Annotated in this window: 22 protein-coding genes; 15 read left to right on the forward strand and 7 right to left on the reverse strand. The window is 60.6% G+C overall.

The genetic code is table 11. From position 1 onward, the window contains the following. Window positions 1–3 precede the first annotated feature (3 nt). From J2T09_RS25795 to secA, 3 genes are all read right to left on the reverse strand, one after another. Complete coding sequence (locus J2T09_RS25795) at window positions 4–1272, reverse strand: GNAT family N-acetyltransferase (RefSeq protein WP_306839948.1); 1269 nt, start codon at window positions 1270–1272, stop codon at window positions 4–6. Then, entirely contained in the window at window positions 1269–2687 is a 1419-nt protein-coding gene (locus tag J2T09_RS25800) for a lipopolysaccharide biosynthesis protein (RefSeq protein WP_373458653.1), read from the reverse strand. Before J2T09_RS25800 ends, J2T09_RS25795 begins: the two co-directional genes overlap by 4 nt. A gap of 175 nt (window positions 2688–2862) precedes the next feature. After that, window positions 2863–5574 (reverse strand): preprotein translocase subunit SecA, encoded by a 2712-nt coding sequence (gene secA, locus J2T09_RS25805; protein ID WP_306839950.1) that lies wholly within the window; start codon window positions 5572–5574, stop codon window positions 2863–2865. A gap of 212 nt (window positions 5575–5786) precedes the next feature. Here secA and J2T09_RS25810 point away from each other — a divergent pair, with 212 nt between their 5' ends. The 6 genes from J2T09_RS25810 (at window position 5787) to J2T09_RS25835 (ending at window position 9851) form a co-directional block, all read left to right on the forward strand. Continuing rightward, a complete protein-coding gene (locus J2T09_RS25810; protein WP_373458650.1) occupies window positions 5787–6692 on the forward strand; it encodes a peptidylprolyl isomerase in 906 nt (301 codons plus the stop codon). Between the two features lie 74 nt (window positions 6693–6766). Further along, on the forward strand, window positions 6767–8008 hold the full coding sequence (gene argJ, locus J2T09_RS25815; RefSeq protein ID WP_306839951.1) for a bifunctional glutamate N-acetyltransferase/amino-acid acetyltransferase ArgJ: 1242 nt from the start codon (window positions 6767–6769) through the stop codon (window positions 8006–8008). Then, a complete protein-coding gene (locus J2T09_RS25820) occupies window positions 7989–8795 on the forward strand; it encodes a GNAT family N-acetyltransferase (protein WP_306839952.1) in 807 nt (268 codons plus the stop codon). Before argJ ends, J2T09_RS25820 begins: the two co-directional genes overlap by 20 nt. Next, on the forward strand, window positions 8792–9205 hold the full coding sequence (gene mutT / locus J2T09_RS25825) for an 8-oxo-dGTP diphosphatase MutT (protein WP_306839953.1): 414 nt from the start codon (window positions 8792–8794) through the stop codon (window positions 9203–9205). Before J2T09_RS25820 ends, mutT begins: the two co-directional genes overlap by 4 nt. Before the next feature lie 120 nt (window positions 9206–9325). Continuing rightward, window positions 9326–9658, forward strand: a complete 333-nt coding sequence (locus J2T09_RS25830) for a hypothetical protein (RefSeq protein ID WP_306839954.1) — start codon at window positions 9326–9328, stop codon at window positions 9656–9658. A gap of 7 nt (window positions 9659–9665) precedes the next feature. After that, window positions 9666–9851 carry a Flp family type IVb pilin gene (locus J2T09_RS25835; RefSeq protein WP_373458654.1) on the forward strand — a complete coding sequence of 62 codons (186 nt, stop codon included), beginning with the start codon at window positions 9666–9668 and terminating at the stop codon, window positions 9849–9851. On the opposite strand, the gene J2T09_RS25840 is transcribed toward J2T09_RS25835, so the two are convergent. Next, window positions 9848–10723: a class I SAM-dependent methyltransferase gene (locus tag J2T09_RS25840; RefSeq protein ID WP_373458656.1), complete on the reverse strand. Its 876-nt coding sequence runs from the start codon at window positions 10721–10723 to the stop codon at window positions 9848–9850. The two genes, J2T09_RS25835 and J2T09_RS25840, sit on opposite strands and share 4 nt — an antisense overlap. A 168-nt stretch (window positions 10724–10891) precedes the next feature. Between J2T09_RS25840 and J2T09_RS25845 the strand changes: the two genes are divergently transcribed. The 4 genes from J2T09_RS25845 (at window position 10892) to J2T09_RS25860 (ending at window position 13400) form a co-directional block, all read left to right on the forward strand. Then, window positions 10892–11713, forward strand: coding sequence for a ComF family protein (locus J2T09_RS25845; protein WP_306839956.1), 822 nt, complete (start codon window positions 10892–10894; stop codon window positions 11711–11713). Window positions 11714–11820: 107 nt separating this feature from the next. Further along, complete coding sequence (gene grxC, locus J2T09_RS25850; protein WP_306839957.1) at window positions 11821–12078, forward strand: glutaredoxin 3; 258 nt, start codon at window positions 11821–11823, stop codon at window positions 12076–12078. Window positions 12079–12117: 39 nt separating this feature from the next. Then, window positions 12118–12975, forward strand: a complete 858-nt coding sequence (locus tag J2T09_RS25855) for a carbon-nitrogen hydrolase family protein (RefSeq protein WP_306839958.1) — start codon at window positions 12118–12120, stop codon at window positions 12973–12975. After that, window positions 12972–13400, forward strand: coding sequence for a DUF1178 family protein (locus tag J2T09_RS25860; protein ID WP_306839959.1), 429 nt, complete (start codon window positions 12972–12974; stop codon window positions 13398–13400). Before J2T09_RS25855 ends, J2T09_RS25860 begins: the two co-directional genes overlap by 4 nt. 108 nt (window positions 13401–13508) lie before the next feature. Here J2T09_RS25860 and J2T09_RS25865 read toward each other — a convergent pair whose 3' ends face one another. From J2T09_RS25865 to ubiG, 3 genes are all read right to left on the reverse strand, one after another. Further along, on the reverse strand, window positions 13509–13808 hold the full coding sequence (locus J2T09_RS25865; RefSeq protein ID WP_306839960.1) for a type II toxin-antitoxin system RelE/ParE family toxin: 300 nt from the start codon (window positions 13806–13808) through the stop codon (window positions 13509–13511). Then, entirely contained in the window at window positions 13805–14059 is a 255-nt protein-coding gene (locus J2T09_RS25870; protein ID WP_306839961.1) for a ribbon-helix-helix domain-containing protein, read from the reverse strand. The genes J2T09_RS25865 and J2T09_RS25870 overlap by 4 nt, the downstream gene beginning before the upstream one ends. Window positions 14060–14143: 84 nt before the next feature. Next, entirely contained in the window at window positions 14144–14890 is a 747-nt protein-coding gene (ubiG, locus tag J2T09_RS25875) for a bifunctional 2-polyprenyl-6-hydroxyphenol methylase/3-demethylubiquinol 3-O-methyltransferase UbiG (protein WP_306839962.1), read from the reverse strand. A 322-nt stretch (window positions 14891–15212) separates the two neighbouring features. On the opposite strand from ubiG, the gene J2T09_RS25880 reads away from it, so the two are divergent. From J2T09_RS25880 to prmC, 5 genes are all read left to right on the forward strand, one after another. Further along, entirely contained in the window at window positions 15213–16007 is a 795-nt protein-coding gene (locus J2T09_RS25880; RefSeq protein WP_306839963.1) for an SH3 domain-containing protein, read from the forward strand. 308 nt (window positions 16008–16315) lie between these two features. Next, entirely contained in the window at window positions 16316–17590 is a 1275-nt protein-coding gene (locus tag J2T09_RS25885) for an aspartate kinase (RefSeq protein ID WP_306839964.1), read from the forward strand. A 79-nt stretch (window positions 17591–17669) separates the two neighbouring features. Beyond that, the gene (ptsP, locus tag J2T09_RS25890) at window positions 17670–19946 is read left to right on the forward strand and encodes a phosphoenolpyruvate--protein phosphotransferase (protein ID WP_306839965.1); all 2277 of its coding nucleotides are present in this window, start codon (window positions 17670–17672) and stop codon (window positions 19944–19946) included. 224 nt (window positions 19947–20170) lie between these two features. Further along, on the forward strand, window positions 20171–21253 hold the full coding sequence (gene prfA / locus J2T09_RS25895) for a peptide chain release factor 1 (protein ID WP_306839966.1): 1083 nt from the start codon (window positions 20171–20173) through the stop codon (window positions 21251–21253). Window positions 21254–21257: 4 nt separating this feature from the next. Beyond that, window positions 21258–22154 (forward strand): peptide chain release factor N(5)-glutamine methyltransferase, encoded by an 897-nt coding sequence (prmC, locus tag J2T09_RS25900; RefSeq protein ID WP_306839967.1) that lies wholly within the window; start codon window positions 21258–21260, stop codon window positions 22152–22154. Window positions 22155–22254 lie beyond the last annotated feature (100 nt).

Consider the following 22254-nt stretch of genomic DNA (forward strand, 5'->3'; position numbering starts at 1 on the left):
CCGTCAGCCGTGGCGGCCGGCGATCGCCATGATTTTCTGTCGCAGCATGCGGGCGACGTTGCGGGTGTTGCGATAGAAATGCAGCTGGCTGGCCACCTGCCGCATGTCGCGGTCGACGTTCGAGCGCAGGCCGATCAGGACTGTGCCCATCTCCTCGCGTTCTTCCCAGAACCGGCTCATGATCGGGTGATCCGGCACGGCGCAGCTATCGGTGCGCATGATGTTGGCGTCATCGAGATGCCAGTCGGTCAGTTTCATCATCAGAAGCTTGCCCGGCGAAAAGCGGGAATAGCTTTCGTCATAGGCGGTCTTCCACGTATAGGCCTCACCGGCCATGACGAACACGACGAGGCTGGCGATGGCACGGCCCTCGGAATCGATCGTGTGGATACGCACGGCATCGGCTTCCGAGAGGTTGCTGATGGCTTCACGGGCAAAGGCGGCGCGGTAACGGTCGTTGATCAGGGCGGTGCGCTTGCGGCCCTTCCAGCCTTTGGCCTCCAGTGCCAGAAACTCTTCCGTGCGCTTGCGGATTTCCGCCGGCTGACGGGCGACATTGTAGGAAAGCGCGCCTTCCTTTTCGAGCAAGCGCCACTGCCGGCGCATTTCACGCAGGTGGCCCGATGTCATGGCGTTCTTGAGATAGGCGTCACCATCGAGCAGGCTTTCCAGCATCGGCCGCTGATACTGGCCGGTAATGCTGACCGGCAGTTCGCGGCTGATCGCCACGGCGCGCAGCAATTGCGCAAAACGGCCGTTGAGGCGCAGGTCCGGCAGAACCAGAACGGAAGGCAGCTTTGCCTGACGCGAGCCGAGCGCTTCCAGAAGATTGTCGATCGTCTCGGCGGCATCCTCGGCATCCACCAGTGGCGTGCCGAGCGGGCCGAACGGATTGGCCCAGACACGGATGATCGGCGGGCCCATGGAAAAACCCGGCTTTTCGACGGAATAGGGCATTAGCAGACGCATGCGGCTGCGGCCGTCGCGATCGTCACGGATCAGCGCCAGACGCACGTCACGGTCCTCCACGCGCGGCATGGCGGGCGCCAGAAGCCGTCCGGAAAAGAAGATATTGGGTTCCATGACGCGGTTGGAGAGAAAGTCGAGTTCTTCCTGCAGGTCGTAGCCGAGTGCCGCCGGGTAGATCGACATATGGCGCCCGGACCTGCCGACATCGACCGTCACTTCCGCATCGGGGCGCTCGATGCGCGTGAGTTCGCGTGCGTCGGGAGCCTGCTGATAAACGTCGTTGCTGATCGGGGGCAGGGTCATGATCTGGCTTTCGCGATTTTATGGGCAGGCAGGGGATCGGCAAAGGCAAACAGCACGATGCCGAGGACGCGGCGAACGGCGATATGCAGAAGCACGGCTTCCACCACCATCGCGCCGGCCGTCGCCGAGGCCGCACCCACCAGCCCGAAATGCGGGATGAGGGTCAGGTTGAGACCGATATTGGCGGCCAGCGTCACGGCATAAAGCGCGACGCAGAGTTTCTGCTTTCCGGCCATGGTGAGCAGGATTTCACCGGGGCCGACCGAGGCCTTGGTCAGGATGCCGGCAAACAGTATGACCATCAGGATGTAGCCTGAGGTGAAGGCAGAGCCGAATAGGGAGAGAAGAAACTCTCCAAGCGCCAGAACGCAGAGGCCGACGCCGAGCGCCGGCCAGAAGGCCCAGCGCGCGGCCTGTCCGGCAAAGGCGGCAAGCGCGTCATCGTCTTTTGCGGCCATGATGGCGGAGAAGCGCGGGGCGGCGGCGGCCTTCACGGAAAAATAGACGAACTGCACGAGCGCGATGGTTTTGGCGGCGGCATAATAAACACCGACCTGATCCGGCGGCATGTAAAGGCCGACCACGACGACATCGGAATTGGTGAGCAGGAAACCGATGCCGTCGACGAGAAAGATCGGCAAAGAGAACTTCATCCACGGCAATACGCTGAAGCGCAATGCGCCACGTCCATAGGTCCTGCGCAGTCGCCAGGTGATGCGGATGAACTGGAAGAGGGTGGTCGCATAGGTGGCGGCGAGCGCTGCCGTCATCGCCGTTACCGCCGTGCGGGGCTCACCGATAAAAACGGCCAGAAGCATGAAGGTGAGGATGAGGACCGGGCGGATGATATAGGTTGGAGACAGGGCGGTGACCGTCCAGCCATGCGCGCGGGCCGTGCCGTCGAGCACATCGCCAAGCGCGATCATCGGCAGTGTGAACAGGGCGAGGAACAGCGGCACCATCCAGTATTCGGCAATCTTTTCCCCGGCGAAATGCAGCAGGACGAAGCCGATGGCGGCAAGGATGCTGGCCGAAACCATGGCGAAAACGCGCACGGTCCATGTCAGGCCGCGCACAAGGCCGTGGTCATTGTCGGAATGGTGGATCGGCAGGAAGCGGATGACGGCGGTGTGCATGCCAAGGCAGGATAGATTGCCGAACACCACGACCAGAACCCAGACAAAGGCAAAGATGCCGTATTCGAATTCGCCCATCAGGCGGGCCTGGATGATCTGGGACAGGAAGGCTATGCCGGCGCTGACAACACGGATCACGAAGGCGATCAGCGCCATGCGCTGCGAGCGGGCGGTATCGTTGTCGTCGGTCAGCACGGATTGCAGCCGGAGCAGGACCGGTGCGGCCCGCCGACGCAAGACATGCGGGAGCTGACGCTCCGCAAACTGGATGACCGTCACCAGGGACACGCAATACTCGCAATGACGCAGATATACAGTCTACAGAGTGTCAGAACAGCGTTAAGAAATTGTTTCCATTAGTGATGTCTAATTTTGTCGGGCGCGGGATGTCCACAGGCTTGCGCGCATAAAAATGCCGCCCGGAGGCGGCATTTTTATCGGTGTTTCAAGTCACTCAGGCGTTTTCGAAGGCGCCGTGGCAATGCTTGTATTTCTTGCCGGAACCGCAGGGGCAGTTTTCATTGCGGCCGACCTTGCCCCAGGTGGACGGGTCTTCCGGACGGCGGTCCTCAGGTGCTGCGATAAAATCCTGTCCATCGCGGTTCGCCACTTCGTCCCAGCCGGTCGAGGCGTCGATATGGTGTTCGCCATACACTTCCGGCGGCTGCGGCGGTTCCGGGTTCTGCACCAGTTCGACGCGCATCATCTGTGCGGTGACGGCTTCGCGCAGGTTGGCGAGCAGTGCCTGGAACAGTTCGAAAGCTTCGGCCTTGTATTCCTGCAGTGGATCGCGCTGGGCGTAACCACGGAAACCGACGACGGAGCGCAGGTGATCGAGGTTGACGATATGCTCGCGCCACAGGTGGTCGAGCGTCTGCAGCGTGACCGAACGCTGGACGTAGGTCATGATCTCGGCGCCAAAGCGTTCCGTGCGTTCCGCATTGGCCTTTTCGGCCGCCTCGGTGATGCGCTCGCGCAGGTCTTCCTCACCGATACCTTCTTCCTGCGCCCATTCGACGATCGGAAGTTCGAGGTTGAGAAGGCGGGCGACTTCGGACTGCAGACCGGCGGCATCCCACTGTTCGGCATAGGCGCGCTCAGGGATGTGTTTGCCGACGAGGGCGTCGATGACGTCCTGGCGCATGTCGTCGACGATTTCGGTCAGATCCTCGGCGTCCATGACTTCGAGGCGCTGTTCGAAGATGACCTTGCGCTGGTCGTTGGTGACGTCGTCGTATTTCAGGAGGTTTTTGCGGATGTCGAAGTTGCGGGCTTCGACCTTCTTCTGGGCGCGTTCCAGAGCCTTGTTGATCCACGGATGGACGATGGCTTCGCCTTCCTTGAGACCCAGCTTCTGCAGCATGCCGTCCATACGGTCGGAGCCGAAAATGCGCATCAGGTCGTCCTGAAGCGACAGGTAAAATTTCGAGCGGCCCGGGTCGCCCTGACGGCCGGAACGGCCACGCAGCTGGTTGTCGATACGGCGGCTTTCGTGGCGTTCGGATGCGATCACGTAAAGACCGCCGGCTTCCAGCGCCTTGGCCTTCAGCTGCTTGATCTCGGCGCGGATGGCCGCTTCCTTGGCTTCGCGCTCGGCCGGATCCTCGATGCCTTCAAGCTCACGCTCGAGACGCATGTCGACATTGCCGCCGAGCTGGATGTCGGTACCGCGACCGGCCATGTTGGTGGCGATCGTGACGGCGCCGGGAACACCGGCCTGCGAAACGATATAGGCTTCCTGCTCGTGGTAACGGGCGTTGAGGACCTGGAAGTTTTCAAAGCCGTCATTGCGCAGCATGGTGGCCAGCAATTCGGATTTTTCGATCGAGGTCGTGCCAACGAGAACCGGCTGGCCACGCTTGTGGCTCTCCTGGATCTCCTTGATGATCGCCGTGAATTTTTCTTCGCCGGTGCGATAGACTTCGTCGTCTTCGTCGATACGCTGGATCGGCAGGTTGGTCGGCACTTCGACAACTTCGAGGCTGTAGATGTTGCCGAATTCTTCCGCTTCGGTCGATGCCGTACCGGTCATGCCGGCAAGCTTCGTGTACATGCGGAAATAGTTCTGGAAGGTGATCGAGGAGAGCGTCTGGTTCTCCGGCTGGATCTGAACCTTTTCCTTGGCTTCCAGCGCCTGATGCTGGCCTTCGGAGAAACGGCGGCCCGGCATCATGCGGCCGGTGAATTCGTCGATGATGACGATTTCGCCATTGCGGACGATGTAGTCCTTGTCGCGGGTGAAGAGCTTGTGAGCCTTCAGCGCGTTGTTGATGTGGTGAACGATGGCGACGTTTTCGACATCGTAGAGCGATTCACCCTTCAGAAGGCCGGCCTGGCGCAGCAGGTTTTCCAGCTTTTCGGTGCCGTCTTCGGAGAAGTTGGCGGAACGCTGCTTTTCGTCGATCTCGTAATCTTCAGGCGACAGCATCGGAATGAAGGCGTCGATCGTGTTGTAGAGATCGGAACGGTCGTCCAGCGGGCCGGAGATGATCAGCGGCGTGCGGGCTTCGTCAACCAGGATCGAGTCGACTTCGTCGACGATCGCATAATTGTGGCCGCGCTGAACCATCTGGCCCCGCTCGAACTTCATGTTGTCGCGCAGATAATCGAAGCCGAGTTCGTTATTGGTCGCGTAGGTGATGTCGCAGGCATAGGCCTCGCGGCGCTGCTCGTCGTCGAGACCATGCACGATGACACCGGTCGAAAGGCCGAGGAAGCTGTAGAGGCGCGCCATGGTGGCGGCGTCGCGGCTGGCGAGATAGTCGTTGACGGTAACGACGTGTACGCCCTTCCCGGACAAGGCGTTGAGGTAGACGGGCAGGGTACCGACCAGCGTCTTGCCTTCACCGGTCTTCATTTCGGCGATATCGCCATCATGAAGGATCATGCCGCCGGTGAGCTGAACATCGAACGGGCGCATGCCGAGAACGCGACGTGAGGCTTCACGAAGCACCGCAAAAGCCGGAGCGAGGATATCGTCCAGCGTCTTGCCGTCGGCCAACATCTGGCGGAATTCGACGGTCTTGGCGGACAATTGCTCGTCGGTCAGAGCCTTTGTCTTTTCCTCGAGGGCGGCGATGGCCTGGATACGGGAGCTGTAGGAGCGGACGCGGCGGTCATTTGCCGAGCCGAACAGTTTGCGGGCGATGCCGCCGAAGCTGACCATTCAAATGGTCCTTTCTCAATCATGTCCCATGGTTGCGGACCGCTTGATTGCAAGGTCTTCAAACCAAACAAAATGCTCCGCTGCGCCTGAAACTCTTCTGGACGCGAAGTTGCGTGACAGATAAGAGGGGGGCCGAATGATGTCAACGGTTCCGGCCGATACAGAATGGCCACAATCCGGTGTTTTTGAAGGTTTCCGGCCGGAATCAAGACATGCGGATACCGGTGCCTAACCTGAAAGGTTTCTATATGTTGCGCCATAAGCTTCTTGCAGCCACCGCCCTGATCGCTGCGATCTCCTTCTCTTCCGCCTCGTTTGCGCAGGAAGACGCCGTTGTCGCCAAGGTCGACGGTGTCGAGATTCACAAGTCCGATCTGGACATGGCTGCCTCCAGCCTCGGCCCGCAATACCAGCAGCTTCCCGACGACCAGAAGCAGGCTGCCGCACTTTCGCAGGTCATCGACGTGAAGCTGCTGGCCAAGAATGCCACGGCACAGGGCCTTCAGGACACGGACGACTTCAAGAAGCGTCTTGCCTTCCTGCAGGAACGCGAGCTGCACAATGCCTACCTGCGCAAGGAAGTCTTTGACGCCGTCAAGGACGAAGAGGTGAAGGCCCGTTACGAAAAGGAAATCGCTTCGCTTCCCAAGGAAGAAGAAGTGCATGCCCGTCATATCCTCGTAAAGACCGAGGAAGAGGCCAAGGACATCATCAAGCAGCTCGACGAAGGCAAGGATTTCATCGAACTGGCGAAGGCCAAGTCGGAAGATTCGAGCAAGTCGGACGGTGGTGACCTCGGTTACTTCACCAAGGGCCGCATGGTTCCGGAATTCGAAGAGGCCGCTTTCACGCTCGAAAAGGGCGCCTATACCAAGACCCCGGTCAAGTCGCAGTTCGGCTTCCACGTCATCAAGGTCGAAGACAAGCGCGAAGCCGCTCCGCCGGCATTCGAGCAGGTCGAGCCGCAGGTTCGTCAGCTCGTGATGCAGGAAAAGTATTCGGCACTCCTCGAAAAGGCCAAGGCAGAGCAGAAGGTGGAAATCACCGACGAAGCGCTGAAGAAGGCTTACGACGAAGCCACCAGGGAACAGCAGGAACAGCAGCAGACGCAGCAGTAATTCTGCTTCTACCAACGGGGCCCGCTTTTGCGGGCCTTTCCTTGTTCAGGATTTAAAGACGTAAGGGTCAGACCATGTCCGCCACCATTTCTCCGCTCGCCCCGAAATCCTATCCTGACATGCCTTCGCTGCGCGGTGTCCGCATGGCAACCGCGAGCGCCGGCATCAAGTACAAGAACCGTACCGACGTGCTGATGATGGTGTTCGACGAGCCGGCTGCGGTGGCAGGCGTGTTCACCAAGTCCAAGTGCCCTTCGGCCCCGGTGGATTTCTGCCGCGCCAACCTTTCGCACGGTATTGCCCGCACCGTGGTGGTCAATTCCGGCAATGCCAATGCCTTTACCGGCGTCAAGGGCAGGGCTGCGACCGAACTGACCGCCAAGTCCGCATCGGAAGCTGTCGGCTGTGGCGAAAACGAGGTCTATCTGGCTTCGACCGGCGTGATCGGCGAACCGCTCGATGCCACGAAATTCGCAGGCGTTTTGGGCGACATGCACAAGACCGCGACCGGCGATTTCTGGCTGGAAGCGGCCAAGGCGATCATGACCACCGACACCTATCCGAAGGTGGCGACCCGCACCGCCGAAATCGGTGGCGTGACGGTGACGATCAACGGCATTGCTAAAGGCGCCGGCATGATCGCGCCCGATATGGCGACCATGCTGTCCTTCGTCGTGACCGACGCGGATATCACCGCTCCGGTTCTGCAGAGCCTGCTTTCTGCCGGTGTCGAACCGAGCTTCAATTCGATGACGGTCGACAGCGACACGTCCACCTCGGACACGCTGATGCTGTTTGCCACCGGCGCTGCTGCCAAGGATGGCCAGACGCAGATCGTCAATGCCAGGGACCCGGCACTGGCGTCTTTCCGTGATGCGCTGAATGCGCTTCTGAAAGACCTCGCCATTCAGGTGGCTCGCGATGGCGAAGGCGCGACAAAAATGCTGGAAATCACCGTGACTGGTGCCGAGAGCGATGCAGCCGCCAAGACGATTGCGCTGTCGATCGCCAATTCGCCGCTGGTGAAAACGGCCGCTGCCGGCGAAGACGCCAATTGGGGCCGTATCGTCATGGCTGTCGGCAAGGCCGGCGAAGCCGCCGATCGCGACAAGCTGGCGATCTGGTTCGGCGATGTGCGCGTTGCCGTCAATGGCGAACGCGATGCCGGTTATTCGGAAGAAGCCGCATCGAACGTGATGAAGGGCCAGGACATTCCGGTTCGCGTCGATCTGGGCCTCGGCTCGGGCAAGGCGACGGTGTGGACCTGCGACCTCACCAAGGAATATGTCGCCATCAATGGCGATTACCGGAGCTGATGTGTTGATGCTGGCGAAATCTCCCCATGGCGACCTGCCGATGGTCCGGCGTCTGGAAGCGGTCGGCTTCCGAGCCTGGCCTGCGGCCTCCGTGGTTTATGACGGCAGCTGGCAGGTGCGGTTGACCGGCGGTCATCCGTCGAAGCGCCTGAACTGCGTCGTGCCTCTCGATCCGTCCGATTACCACGATGCCGATATCCGGCTGGAAAAGGCGCGCAAGCGTTTTGCCCATTACGGCCGGCAACTGGTCATTCGCGAAACGCCGCTTTCGCCGCGCCCGCTGATCGATGCGCTGGACGAGAATGGCTGGGCCTGTATCGAGACCGTTTCGGTGATGACGGCGGATCTTGCCGCCATCGATTTTTCCGAAACGCTGGCGCATCTGCCGACCCATGATATCGGCCGCTTCATCGATGCCAGCCTTGCCGTGCACAGCGCCGATCCGGCGATCAAGCCGGCCATGGCGGAAATCGTCAGTGCTATCAAACCGACCACCGGTCTTTTCCTGATGGAAAACCCCGGCGAGGGACCGGCGGCCGTGACGATCTGTGTGCAGGATAATGATCTGGCTGGCATTCAGGATCTGGCTGTTGCCGAAGATCGTCGCGGGCAGGGGCTCGGCACCGAGATCCTGGCAGCGGCCTTGCGCTGGGCCCGCATCAGCGGCGCGCGGTTGGCGTGGCTGCAGGTTGGCGAGACCAACAAGGCGGCGATCGCGCTCTATCAGCGTTTCGGTTTCCGCGAAGCCTATCAATATCACTACTGGCGCAAGGATGAGACGGCGTGAGCAATACTGAGCGCAAGATCCTGCTGGTCGCCGCCTGCGCGCTGATCGATAACGATGGCCGCATTCTTCTGGCGCAGCGCCCGGAAGGCAAGTCGCTGGCGGGCCTGTGGGAATTTCCCGGCGGCAAGGTGGAGCCGGGCGAAACGCCCGAGGAAACGCTGGTGCGCGAGCTTCAGGAAGAAATCGGCATCACCACCAAGGTGGCGTGCCTTGCGCCGCTGACATTTGCCAGCTTCACCTATGAGACCTTTCACCTGCTGATGCCGCTTTATGTCTGCCGTCGTTACGAGGGTATCCCGACCGGGCGCGAAGGGCAGGCGATCAAGTGGGTGCGGCCGCAGGCGCTGCGCGACTATCCGATGCCGCCGGCCGATGAGCCGCTGATCCCCTTCCTGCAGGACCTTCTTTAAGTATCCACAGATGATTTCCAGTCGGCGCGACTAAGGCAACGACGTTAACAGATCCTTTAACCGATCGTGCGAAGTTTATGCTCTGGCGGGCAAGTAACTGCGTGTGTGAGGCTTTGGACCATGGACGACGAAATCTGGAAGACTGTGCGGACACGGCAGCGGCCGACGTATCGGTCGGGCCGGACTGGCGCCCTTAATGTTGCACTTCTGTTCGGTACGGCGGCAATTGCCTTGTCGCTGATCGTGACGCCCATGCTTGCAAAACGCGGCGAGCAGGACCGGATGGCGCATATCCAGCAAGACTTCGATATGATCACAACTGGTTCAATTAAGCGTAATGATGATAACGCAATAGAAAAGAATAAGCATTATACCATCCGGAGAAGTGTCCTGCAGGATACGCCGGGTTCGGTGTGCATTGTGCAGGGCTATAGTTCCGAAACCGGTTGCTGAGGCCTGCATAATGCATTTGATACGCTCTTTTCTGTGCGACGAAACTGGCGCCACAGCCATCGAGTACGGTCTCATTGCTGCACTGATAGGCACCGCCATCATCGGCGGTGTTGGCGCTTACGGAAGCCAGCTCGGCAACATGTTCAACGGCGTGTCGACCAAGATGACCGACGCCGTCAACAAGGCTCCTTAAGACGTCTTTCCCTTCAGCGCATCCGCCAGCCTGACCGTGGCCGAACCCGGCTTTAGCGGTTTCGGCTGGTTTTCGTGTGGCGCCCATCCGGACACATAGATCATCGCGAACGTGGCGCGGATGCGGCCATCCGGGTCGCTGTAGCGTTCGGCATAGATCTGTGCTGCCCGCATCAGGAATTGGCGGCTGAGCGGCGTGCGGCTGCGGCCGGACAGCGGGTTGGTCATGCCCATGGCGCGCAGGTCGCGGATCAGGTCGAACAGGGAATCATAACGAACCGTATAGGTTTCGGCATCGGCGACAGGCAGGGCAAAACCGGCGCGTTGCAGAAGTGCGCCGATATCACGCACATCCGGGAACGGGATGACACGCGGGCTGGCGCCGCCTGAAATTTCTGCTTCGGTTGCCAGCAACACATCGCGCAATTCGGCCAGCGTGCCGGCACCCGGAATGGCAGCGAGAAACAGGCCATCCGGCCTTAATGCGCGACGGATGCGGATCAGAACGCCGGGCGTGTCGTTGGTCAGATGTAGTGCGAGCGGCGACAGCACGAGATTGGCCGATTGCGCTTCAAGCGGCACATCTTCCAGCGGAGCTTTGACGAATGTCCGTTCGCCGGCCCCTGCAAAGACAACATCGGTTTCAATACGGGTGAGGTTGGTGATCTTGCCGGTTTCGAGGCTCAGCCGCGCCGTCGCGCCGGTGCCGCCATGCAGTTCGACGGCCTCATCGAAAACCCGTTCGACCACTTCCAGCCGCTCGGCCAGTTCGCGGCCTGCCAGATCGAGAAGGAAATCGGCACCCGGCAGCGGATGGCTGGCAGCGCGTTCGCGGCGGGTGGCGATCAGGTCGAGGTCGAAAAGAATGTCCATCATGCACTCCGGATACGGTACTGGCCCCATATGGTGACCGTCTCGTCATCCCCCAAGAATTCCGGATCGCAAAGGCGCCGGTGAGCGACTAATGTCAAGGTCAAAGCCAGGGCGCGGGCTACTCGGATCGTTGCTTATGTCCGTTGGGCCCGGTGTCGGGGGAATGGCATGGAAGAGGAAGTCGGCAATGCCGATCGCCGAACGACCGGTTCCGTTTTTACCGCGGCAATCGGTTCGGGCGCTCGTGGTCTGTTCCGGCGGGTGGCGGATTTCGTCTATCCGCCCGTTTGTGCCGGTTGCGGCGTGCTGATCGGCCGGCATGGGGCGCTTTGTCCTGCCTGCTGGCAATCGGTCCATTTCATTGAGCGGCCTTTTTGCGATGTGCTGGGCATTCCCTTCGCCTTCGACCATGAGGCGGGGCTTGCCGGCGAAGGCGGGCGGCTGGTGTCGGCCAAGGCAATTGCCGATCCACCGCGTTATGACCGGTTGCGAGCCGTGGCGATCCATGACGGCGTCGCCCGCAAGCTGGTGCATGGGTTGAAATATCGCGACCGCACCGAGTTGGCGATCATGATGGCGGCATGGATGCAGCGCGCCGGGGCGGAACATCTGGAAGAATGCGACGGTATCTTGCCCGTGCCGCTGCACTGGACGCGGTTTGCGCTTCGAAAATTCAACCAGTCGGCGGAACTGGCGCGGCATCTGGCAAAATTTTCCGGCAAACCGCTTTTGCCTTCCACGCTGAAACGCGTGAAACGCACCAGCCGCCAGGTGGGGCTGACGGCAAAGGGGCGGCAGGACAATGTGCGGGCGGCATTTTCGATCGTGCCCGGCCACGAGCCGGAGGTTTTCGGCAAGCGTCTGGTGCTGGTCGATGACGTGCATACGACCGGGGCAACCGTCTCGTCCGCTGCCGCCGTTCTGAAGCGGGCGGGTGCTGCCGAGGTCACGGTTTTGACCTTTGCACTGGCGATTTCCGGGCCTATATGACAAGACGACAAACGAGACGGCCTGATGGCCCTCATGGTGCCATAGGGAGCATCCGACCCTAAGGATTTTCATGGAGGCTTTTTGAGCCGCTCCCCATGGAGATTTTTATGGCAGATATCATCATCTATACCCGCGACGGCTGTGGTTATTGCGCCCGTGCAAAGTCCCTTCTGGAATCCAAGGGCGCGGACTATGTCGAGCACAATGCGACGCAGCGACCGGAAGCCCGAGCGGAAATGATCGCCATATCGAATGGCGGCACGACCTTCCCGCAGATCTTCATCAACGGCCAGCATGTCGGCGGCTGCGACGACCTGCACGCGCTGGAACGCGCCGGCAAGCTCGACCCGCTGCTGGCTGCCTGATCACGATATTCACTTTTCAAGAAAAGCAGGACGAAGACCATGGCTTTCAAGGCTGCCGCCATCCAGATGTGCTCCGGTGTCGATCCGGTGAAAAACGCCGCCGACATGGCGCGGCTGGTGCGTGAGGCGGCGGCCGAGGGCGCCATCTATGTGCAGACGCCGGAAATGACCGGCGCCGTGCAGAAGGACCGCGCCGGTCTGCGCGCCGTGCTGAAAGACGAGGATGGCGACATCATCGTTGCGACGGCGGCGGATCTGGCCAAGGAACTCGGCATCCATGTGCATGTCGGCTCGACGGCCATTGCGCTCGAAGACGGCAAGATCGCCAATCGCGGCTTTCTGTTCGCGCCGGACGGTTCGCGGGTCTGCACCTATGACAAGATCCACATGTTCGATGTCGATCTCGACAATGGCGAAAGCTGGCGCGAAAGTGCCGTCTATCGGCCGGGCGAAGAGGCGCGGGTTGCCGAATTGCCATTCGGGAAACTCGGTTTTGCGATCTGCTACGACGTGCGTTTCCCGCAGCTTTTTCGCACGGAAGCACTGGCCGGCGCCGAGGTGCTGACTGTACCGGCCGCCTTTACCCGTCAGACCGGCGAAGCGCATTGGGAAATTCTGCTGCGTGCCCGCGCCATTGAAAACGGCGCGTTTCTGATTGCGGCGGCTCAGGCCGGTGTGCACGAAGATGGCCGCGAGACCTTTGGTCATTCGATGATTATCGATCCTTGGGGCAAGGTTCTGGCCTCGGCCGGTGGTGCTGGCGAGGCTGTGGTGATCGCCGAAATCGATGTTACCGACGTGCCGGCGGCGCGTGGCAAAATTCCCAATCTCAAGAATGCCCGTGACTTCACGCTCGATACGGTCGCGCCGGCAAAGTCCGGCGAGGTCGCGGCTTGATCAAATATTCGCTCACCTGTGACAGCGCACATGCGTTCGAAGGCTGGTTTTCCGAAAGCGCCGATTTCGATCGGCAGCTTGAAAGCGGCTTTCTGACCTGTCCCGTCTGTGGTTCTTCCGCCATTTCCAAAAGCCTGATGGCGCCGTCGGTTTCGACGGCACGGGCCAAAGAAAAACGGCAGGCGGTGGCGATGGATGTCGCCAAGGCCGAAGCCATGGCCAAACTGAAGGCAGCCGTCGCCGAGATCAAGGCCAATTCCGAGGATGTCGGCGAAAGGTTTCCCGAAGAGGCGCGAAAAATCCATTACGGCGAGGCGGATGCACGTGGCATTATCGGCCAGGCAAGTTTTGGCGAGGTGCGAGAACTGCTGGATGAGGGCATCGAGATCGCGCCGATCCCGGTGATCCCGGATGATGCGAATTGAGCGGATTTTGATTTTAAAAGACCGGCGGCGGAAACCGTTCCAGATCCTGATGTACCCGTGCATCAGTATCGTTTGGAGAGTTTATTCCGTATCTGTGTTATATGAAAATCATGCCGGTGGCGGAAAAAGTCGCTGGTAGTTTCTTGCGCCGTGGATGATGCGCAAGATGTCCACGTGCCGTCCATTTATCCGATAGAGAATGACATAGTTACCGTACGGCCTTCGACGGATTTCCTGCCCGTTTCGGCGCCGGAAGACCTGAAATGCTTCGGGCGTATCGGATAAGCCAGTGCAGGCCGCTTCAAGCTCATCCGTGTAAGTTTCGGCCCTGCGTGGATTGTCCCTGCTGATGACCGCTGTGATTTCCGCGAGATCGGCACGTGCCTGTCGCGAAAACCGAACTTTCATTTTGAGGCCGATTTCTTGAGGCCGAATTCCTCACGAACGCTGGCGAAAGCCTCTTCGACACTCGTGAAATGGCCTGCCTCAATGTCATCTATCCCGACCTGGATTCGGGCCCAAAGTTCGTCCTGCTGGGCCCGAAGCACGTCGTTCACATAGTCATCGATAGAGGCTGCTACGCCGCGCTCGACCTCTCCTCGGACAAAGTCATCGACTTCAGGGGCGAGTATTACTGTGGTTTTGGCGGCTTCCGACATGTCTGGTTTCCGAACGGACAATCCCAACTCCGGCCATCATAGCAGACTTCTCACCCAACGGGATCATCCCTTTTCAGGGGCAGTTCACCCCGGACGTCTGGCCAGCAGCATGTAGTTCACATCCATGTCCGACGAGAGGTTCCAGCTGTCGCCGAGCAGGTTGTAGAACACGCCGGTGCGGTGGATGATTTCCAGCCCGTCCTCCGTCAGCGGCTTTTCGATCTCTTCCGGGCGCACCAGTTTTTCATACTGATGGGTGCCGCGCGGCAGCCAGCGCAACACGTTTTCGGCCGCGAAGATGGCCAGCGCGCGGGCCTTCAGCGTGCGGTTGATGGTGGCGACGAACATCAGGCCGCCGGGCTTGACCATCGAGGCGCAGGTGCGCAGGAAAAACTCGACATCGGCGACGTGTTCGACCACTTCCATGTTGAGCACGACGTCGAAATGTTCACCCGTCTCGGCCAGATGTTCGGCGGTGACGGCGCGGTAATCGACCTCGACCCCGGTCTGTTCGGCATGCGTGGAGGCAATCCCGATGTTCTTTTCCGACGGATCGGCACCGACCACGATCGCGCCCATGCGGGCGATCGGTTCCGAAAGCAGGCCGCCGCCGCAGCCGATATCGAGAATGCGCAGGCCTTCGAGCGGCTTGTGGGCGCGCGGATCGCGGCCGAAATGGGCGCAGATCTGGTCGCGAATGTAGGAAATGCGGACGGGATTGAACTTGTGCAGCGGTCGGAATTTGCCGGTCGGGCTCCACCATTCGGCGGCCATTTTCGAAAACCATTCGACCTGGCTCGGATCGACGGTGGTCTTGTTGGCGTCGCTCATGGTGTCATTCTCTCTATCAAGGTCTTCGCTTTGGTTCTGAAGTCGGCTGACAGGGAGGCGAAGTCAAGAGGCTGGTGGCCGCAGGGCGCACCGACCGCGCGTTTTGAAGCGGTTGTTCCACGCCTGCTGTTTTTTCGACGCCACGATATGGTGCCGGGGATAAACGACTAAACATCAGCTAAACGCCGCATTCATGCCCGGTTCACGGTGAAATTGGAACTATCGGGACGTCTTCGGCATTGTCTGCGGCATCTCAGCAGGCCTTGCCGACCCCTGGTCCGGACGACCGAGGTATCAGGCTATGTTCTTCAAGGAGGAACACGTGAAAAAATTCATTCTGGCTGCGGCCGCGACCAGTGCGCTGATGGTCGCACCGACGCTCGCAGAGGCTGCCGTGCGCGGTTATGCGACCGCGAACGTCAATATGCGCTCCGGCCCGAGCACCGGTTACCCTGCGGTGACCGTCGTGCCGGTCGGTTCGCCGATCACCATTCATGGCTGCATGAGCAACGTCAACTGGTGCGACGTGGCGTTCGTCGGTGGACGCGGCTGGGTTTCCGGCAGCTATATCAGCACGACCTATCGTCAGAACCGCGTTTATGTCGCGCCGGATTATTATCGTCCGCTCGGCATTCCGACCGTCACCTTCGAGGTCGACAATTATTGGGGCCGTTATTACCGCGACCGCGATTTCTACCGGGATCGCGACCGTTGGGACCGCCGCCCGCCACCACCGCCGCCGCGCTGGACACGTGAAGATCGTCGTCCACCACCGCCACCGCCGGGCTGGGATCGTGACGACCGCCGTGGTCCGCCGCCCGGTTGGGACCGTGATGACCGCCGTGGCCCGCCACGCGACTGGGATCGCGGCGACCGCCGTGACGACGACCGTCGTGATCCGCCACCGCGCGCCGACCGTGGCGATGACCGTCGTGGTCCGCCACCCAGCTGGGATCGGGGCAATGACGATCGTCGTGGTCCTCCACAAGGTGACGACCGTCGCGGCCCGCCGCGTGGAGATCGCGGAGATGATCGTCGTGGTGCGCCACAGGGCTGGAGCCCCGACGACAATGACGGCAATCAGGGGCGGCGGATCCTTCCGATCCCCGGTCAATAATCCCGGCGCGCCGCCCGATGGTGGCGCCCGATACCGAACACCCGGTCCGGCCTTGTTCTGGCTGCGCGGGAAGAGGGGCTGCCTTGCGGGGCGGCCCTTTTTTGTCTGCGTGTATGATGCTTTGTCGATTTCCTGAGCGAGGCGTACCGCTTTGGCTTGATGCGACCATTGCACCGCACCCTGCTTTTCGCTAAGAGACCCGGCAACTTCGGGCTTTTCAAACAAAAGTCCGTTCGACAGGAGACGCGTCCGCCGGCATCCTTAGCCGATGCCATATGGGGCGCGAACGGGTGGTATTGGTCTTTAAAATGGCGCGCATTGTCATGAAATTCGGCGGTACGTCCGTCGCCAACCTCGAACGTATCCACAACGTTGCCCGCCATGTGAAACGTGAAGTCGACGCCGGCCATGAGGTCGCGGTCGTCGTGTCCGCCATGTCCGGCAAGACCAACGAGCTGGTCGGCTGGGTTCAGGACATGCCGAAAGTGGCAGGCGCCACCTCGCCTTTCTACGACGCGCGCGAATACGATGCGATCGTGGCATCCGGTGAACAGGTCACTTCCGGTATTCTCGCCATCGCGCTGCAGTCTATGGGCATCAATGCCCGTTCCTGGCAGGGCTGGCAGATCCCGATCCGCACCGACAGCGCCCATGGCGCGGCCCGTATCGAGGAAATCGACGGCGCCGACATCATCAAGCGCATGGGCGAAGGCCAGGTGGCCGTGGTCGCCGGTTTCCAGGGCCTTGGCCCGGATAACCGTATCGCCACGCTCGGCCGTGGTGGTTCCGACACGTCGGCCGTTGCAATCGCCGCTGCCGTCAAGGCTGACCGTTGCGACATCTATACCGACGTCGATGGCGTCTACACGACCGATCCGCGCATCGTGCCGGCCGCGCGCCGCATGAAAAAGGTGTCTTTCGAGGAAATGCTCGAAATGGCCTCGCTGGGTTCCAAGGTCCTGCAGGTTCGCTCGGTCGAGCTTGCCATGGTCCACAAGGTCCGCACCTTCGTTCGCTCCAGTTTCGAAGATCCCGATGCACCGGGCATGGGTGACCTTCTCAATCCGCCCGGTACGTTGATTTGCGCAGAGGAAGAAATCGTGGAACAGGAAGTCGTTACCGGCATCGCCTATGCCAAGGATGAGGCACAGATCTCGCTGCGCCGGCTCGCCGACCGTCCGGGCGTTTCGGCGGCGATCTTTGGCCCGCTGGCCGAAGCCCATATCAATGTCGACATGATCGTGCAGAACATTTCCGAAGACGGTTCGCGCACCGACATGACCTTCACCGTGCCGTCCGGCGATGTCGACAAGGCCATGCAGGTTCTGAACGAAAACAAGGAAGCGATCGGCTTCGACGTGGTGCAGACCGAATCAGGCCTGTCCAAGGTATCGGTCATCGGCATCGGCATGCGCAGCCATGCGGGCGTTGCGGCGACAGCTTTCAAGGCACTTGCCGGAAAAAGCATCAACATCAAGGCCATTACGACATCTGAAATCAAGATTTCGATCCTGATCGACGGTGCATATTCCGAACTTGCCGTTCGCACTTTGCATTCCGCTTACGGTCTCGATAAGAATTGATCGTGAACCGGTTCGCCGCGCCTGACATTAAGGGCGCGGCCGCTTCCGGGGGGTAGGGTACCTGTTTTCGGGAGCAAGCATGCCGACGCGAGATCTATCGGCAGGTCCGCGGGTTCTGTTGAAGCGCCTGCGTGAGTTGATGGCGGAACCGCTCGAGCCACAGGATCGGCTCGACCGGATCGTGCGCCAGATTGCCAGCAATGTGGTGGCGGAGGTCTGCTCCGTTTATGTCCTGCGCTCCGATGGCGTGCTGGAGCTTTACGCCACGGAAGGCCTGAACAAGGACGCCGTGCACCTTGCCCAGCTGAAAATGGGTCAGGGTCTGGTCGGCACGATTGCCGCCTCCGCGCAGCCCCTCAATCTCTCCGATGCCCAGTCGCATCCGGCTTTCCGTTATCTGCCGGAAACCGGTGAAGAGATCTACCATTCCTTCCTCGGCGTTCCTATCTTGCGGGCCGGCCGTACTTTGGGCGTTCTCGTCGTCCAGAACAAGGCGCAGCGCAATTACCGTGAAGACGAAACGGAAGCGCTCGAGACGACTGCAATGGTAATCGCCGAGATGATCGCGACCGGAGAACTGAAAAAGATTACAGCCCCCGGTCTCGAACTCGATCTGACCCGTGCGGTCTCGATCGATGGCGACGGTTATAACGAGGGCATCGGGCTCGGCCACGTGGTTCTGCACGAGCCGCGCATCGTCGTGACCAATCTTCTCAACGAGGATGCCGACAAGGAAATCGAACGCCTTGTGCACGCCCTCGGTTCGTTGCGTATTTCCATCGATGACATGCTGCAGCGCCGTGATGTCAGCCAGGAAGGCGAACATCGCGAGGTGCTGGAAGCATTTCGCATGTTCGCCCACGATCAGGGCTGGGTGCGGCGCATGGAAGAGGCGATCCGCAACGGCCTGACGGCGGAAGCGGCTGTCGAAAAGGTGCAGAGCGACACCAAGGCGCGCATGATGCGCCTGACCGATCCTTATCTACGCGAGCGCATGCATGATTTCGACGATCTCGCCAACCGGCTGCTGCGCCAGCTGACCGGTTTCGCCGGCCGCGATTTCGAAAACGGTTTCCCCAACGATGCGATCGTTCTGGCCCGTGCCATGGGTGCTGCCGAGCTGCTCGATTATCCGCGCCAGAGCCTGCGTGGCCTGGTGCTGGAAGATGGTGCGGTGACGAGCCATGTGGTGATCGTTGCGCGTGCCATGGGCATTCCGGTTGTCGGCCAGGCGACCGGCGTGGTGGCGCTGGCCGAAAACGGTGATGCTGTCATCATCGACGGTGATGACGGCCAGGTGCATGTGCGCCCGATGATCGACATGCAGAACGCCTATGCGGAAAAGGTGAAACTGCGCGCCAAAAGGCAGGAGCAGTTCCGGGCGCTGCGCGATGTCGAGCCGGTGACGCGTGACGGCAAGCGCATCAGCCTGCAGATGAATGCCGGCCTGATGGTGGACCTGCCGCAGCTTGCCGAATCCGGCGCCGAAGGCATTGGCCTGTTCCGAACCGAGTTGCAGTTCATGATCGCTTCCAACATGCCGAAGCTGGAAGAGCAGGAAGCGTTTTACCGCGCCGTTCTGAAGCAGGCGGTGGGGCGTCAGGTCACTTTTCGCACGCTCGATATCGGCGGCGACAAGGTGGTGCCGTATTTCCGGGCGCACGAAGAAGAAAACCCGGCGCTGGGCTGGCGGGCGATCCGCCTGTCGCTCGACCGGCCGGGACTTTTGCGCACCCAGTTGCGCGCGCTTCTGCGTGCATCCGCCGGGTCGGAATTGAAGATGATGGTGCCGATGGTGACGGAGGTTTCCGAAATCCATGCCGTGCGTGACCTTTTGCTCAAGGAAGTGCAGCATCTTTCCAAACACGGTCACGCGCTGCCGAAAAAGCTGCAGTTCGGCGCGATGCTGGAAGTGCCGTCGCTGATGTGGCAGATCGACGAGTTGATGGCGGCGGTCGATTTCGTCTCTGTCGGGTCGAACGATCTGTTCCAGTACACGATGGCGGTGGATCGCGGAAACACGCGGGTCTCCGACCGGTTCGACAATCTCGGCAAACCGTTCCTGCGGGTGCTACGCGACATCGTGCGGGCCGGCGAGCGCAACAATACGCCGGTGACACTGTGTGGCGAGATGGCCGGACGGCCGCTGTCTGCCATGGCGCTGATCGGGCTCGGTTTCCGTTCCGTCTCGATGTCGCCGACGGCGATCGGTCCGGTGAAGGCGATGCTTCTCGGTCTCGATGCCGGCAAGCTGGCCGATGCGCTGAATGCCGCCCTTGACGACCGTTCCCTGTCGGGCGAAACGACGCGCGAGATCCTGCTGCGGTTTGCGGCGGAACATAACATTCCGGTTTAGCGACCGCTCCGAGCGTTCTGTCCGGTATCTTCCGGGCCTTGAATGGCGATCGCGGGATGCGCTAAGTGCTCTCAACGTCATCCTCGGGCTTGTCCCGAGGATCTATCCACGCCGATGGGACAGCAGATCCTCGGGACAAGCCCGAGGATGACGACCGCTAGGTTGTGGCTGTGGCGGCCCAAAGGGACGCCGGAATACAAACCGGCATATCTGGAGTTCAGTCATTGGCAAAACTGCCTGTCGAAAAGATGCGCGAACTGGAGCGCCGGTTTGCCGAGATCGAGGCGCGCATGTCGGAAGGCCCGGCGGCCGACGTCTATGTGAAGCTGGCATCGGAATATTCCGAACTGCAGCCGGTGGTGCGAAAAATCCGCGAATATGAAAAGGCGACTGCGGAAGAGACGGACCTGCGCGCGCTGCTCTCCGACAAGGCGACCGATCGCGAGATGCGCGAACTCGCGGAAATGGAACTGCCGGAAGCGGAAGAACGGGTCGAGGCGCTGGAAAAGGAGATGCAGATCCTGCTTCTTCCCAAGGACGCCGCCGACGAGCGCAGCGCCATCCTTGAAATCCGCGCCGGCACCGGCGGCAATGAGGCCGCCCTTTTCGCCGGCGATCTTTTTCGCATGTACGATCGCTACGCAAGCACGCATGGCTGGAAGGTGGAAGTGCTGTCCGCCAGCGAAGGCGAGGCCGGCGGTTACAAGGAAATCATCGCCAACGTCACCGGACGCGGGGTGTTTTCCAAGCTGAAATTCGAATCGGGCGTGCACCGGGTGCAGCGCGTGCCAGATACCGAAACGCAGGGGCGCATCCACACCTCCGCCGCGACCGTTGCCGTCATGCCGGAAGCAGAAGAAATCGATATCGAAATCCGCCCCGAAGATATCCGTATCGATACGATGCGTGCCTCGGGCGCGGGTGGCCAGCACGTCAACACGACGGACTCGGCCGTGCGTGTGACGCATCTTCCGACCGGCATCATCGTCGTCAGTGCCGAAAAGTCGCAGCACCAGAACCGCGCCAAGGCGATGCAGGTTCTGCGCACACGGCTTTACGACATGGAGCGCCAGAAGGCTGACAACGAACGCTCCGCCGACCGCAAGAGCCAGGTGGGATCGGGCGACCGGTCCGAGCGCATTCGCACCTACAACTTTCCGCAGGGGCGCGTGACCGATCACCGCATCAACCTGACGCTCTACAAGCTCGACCGGATGATCGAGGGCGAGATCGACGAAATGGTCGATGCGCTGATTTCCGATTATCAGGCCGGGCAGTTGGCGCAGCTGGGCGAGCGGCAGGGATAAAACGATGAAAAACCTTGCCGAAGCGGTGATGGCCGCCAAGCGCCGGTTTGCCGAAGCGGGTCTTGCCGACGCGGCCTTCGAGGCGCGTTATCTGGTGGGCGGGTTGCTGGGGCTTTCGAACACGGAGGTATTTACCGGTGGCGACCGGCTGTTGACGCTGGCCGAAACGGCGAAGATTGCCGACGCGATCGAGAGGCGTCTGCGACATGAGCCGGTGCATCGCATTATCGGTGCCCGCGATTTTCACGGGCTGACGCTAAAGCTTTCGAAGGAAACGCTGGAGCCGCGACCGGATACGGAAACGCTGGTGGAAGCGCTGTTGCCGCATGCGCAACAAATCGCGGCGCAAAAGGGCGCGGTGCGGCTGCTCGACATGGGCACCGGAACCGGTGCGATTGCGCTGGCGCTTGTGAAGGCCCTGCCGCAATTGACGGCTATCGGCAGCGATATTTCGCGCGATGCCCTTGATACGGCTGGCGCCAATGCCCACCTGAATGGTGTTGCGGACCGGTTTTCGACAAGGGAAAGCCGCTGGTTCGACAAGATTGAGGGATGTTTCGACATAATCGTGTCAAATCCTCCCTATATACGATCAGATGTGATTCCCGAGCTTCAACCGGATGTCCGAGATTTCGACCCGCTTGTTGCATTGGATGGCGGCCCGGATGGGCTCGATGCTTATCGTGACATAGCAGACGGTGCCCGCGCGTTTCTTGAGCCGGGTGGATGGATCGGTCTGGAAATCGGCTACGACCAGAAGGAAACGGTCGCGGCAATTTTTGAACAACAGGGTTTTGCACTGATCGATGCCGTGCGTGACTACGGCGGAAACGATCGTGTTCTGCTGTTGCGTGACGTTGCGCAAGGAATGTCGCAAGACCAGTCACAAGCAAAAGCATGACAGCCGAATAACAAAGCTTGTGCGAGACTTAGCGTGTTTTGCACAAGCGAAAGAAAAGGCTTGGAATTCCGCGGGAAGCGGGCTAGGTTCAAATTACGCA

Origin of the sequence: Neorhizobium huautlense, from assembly GCF_030811685.1 — a bacterium.
GTDB lineage: Bacteria > Pseudomonadota > Alphaproteobacteria > Rhizobiales > Rhizobiaceae > Neorhizobium > Neorhizobium huautlense_A.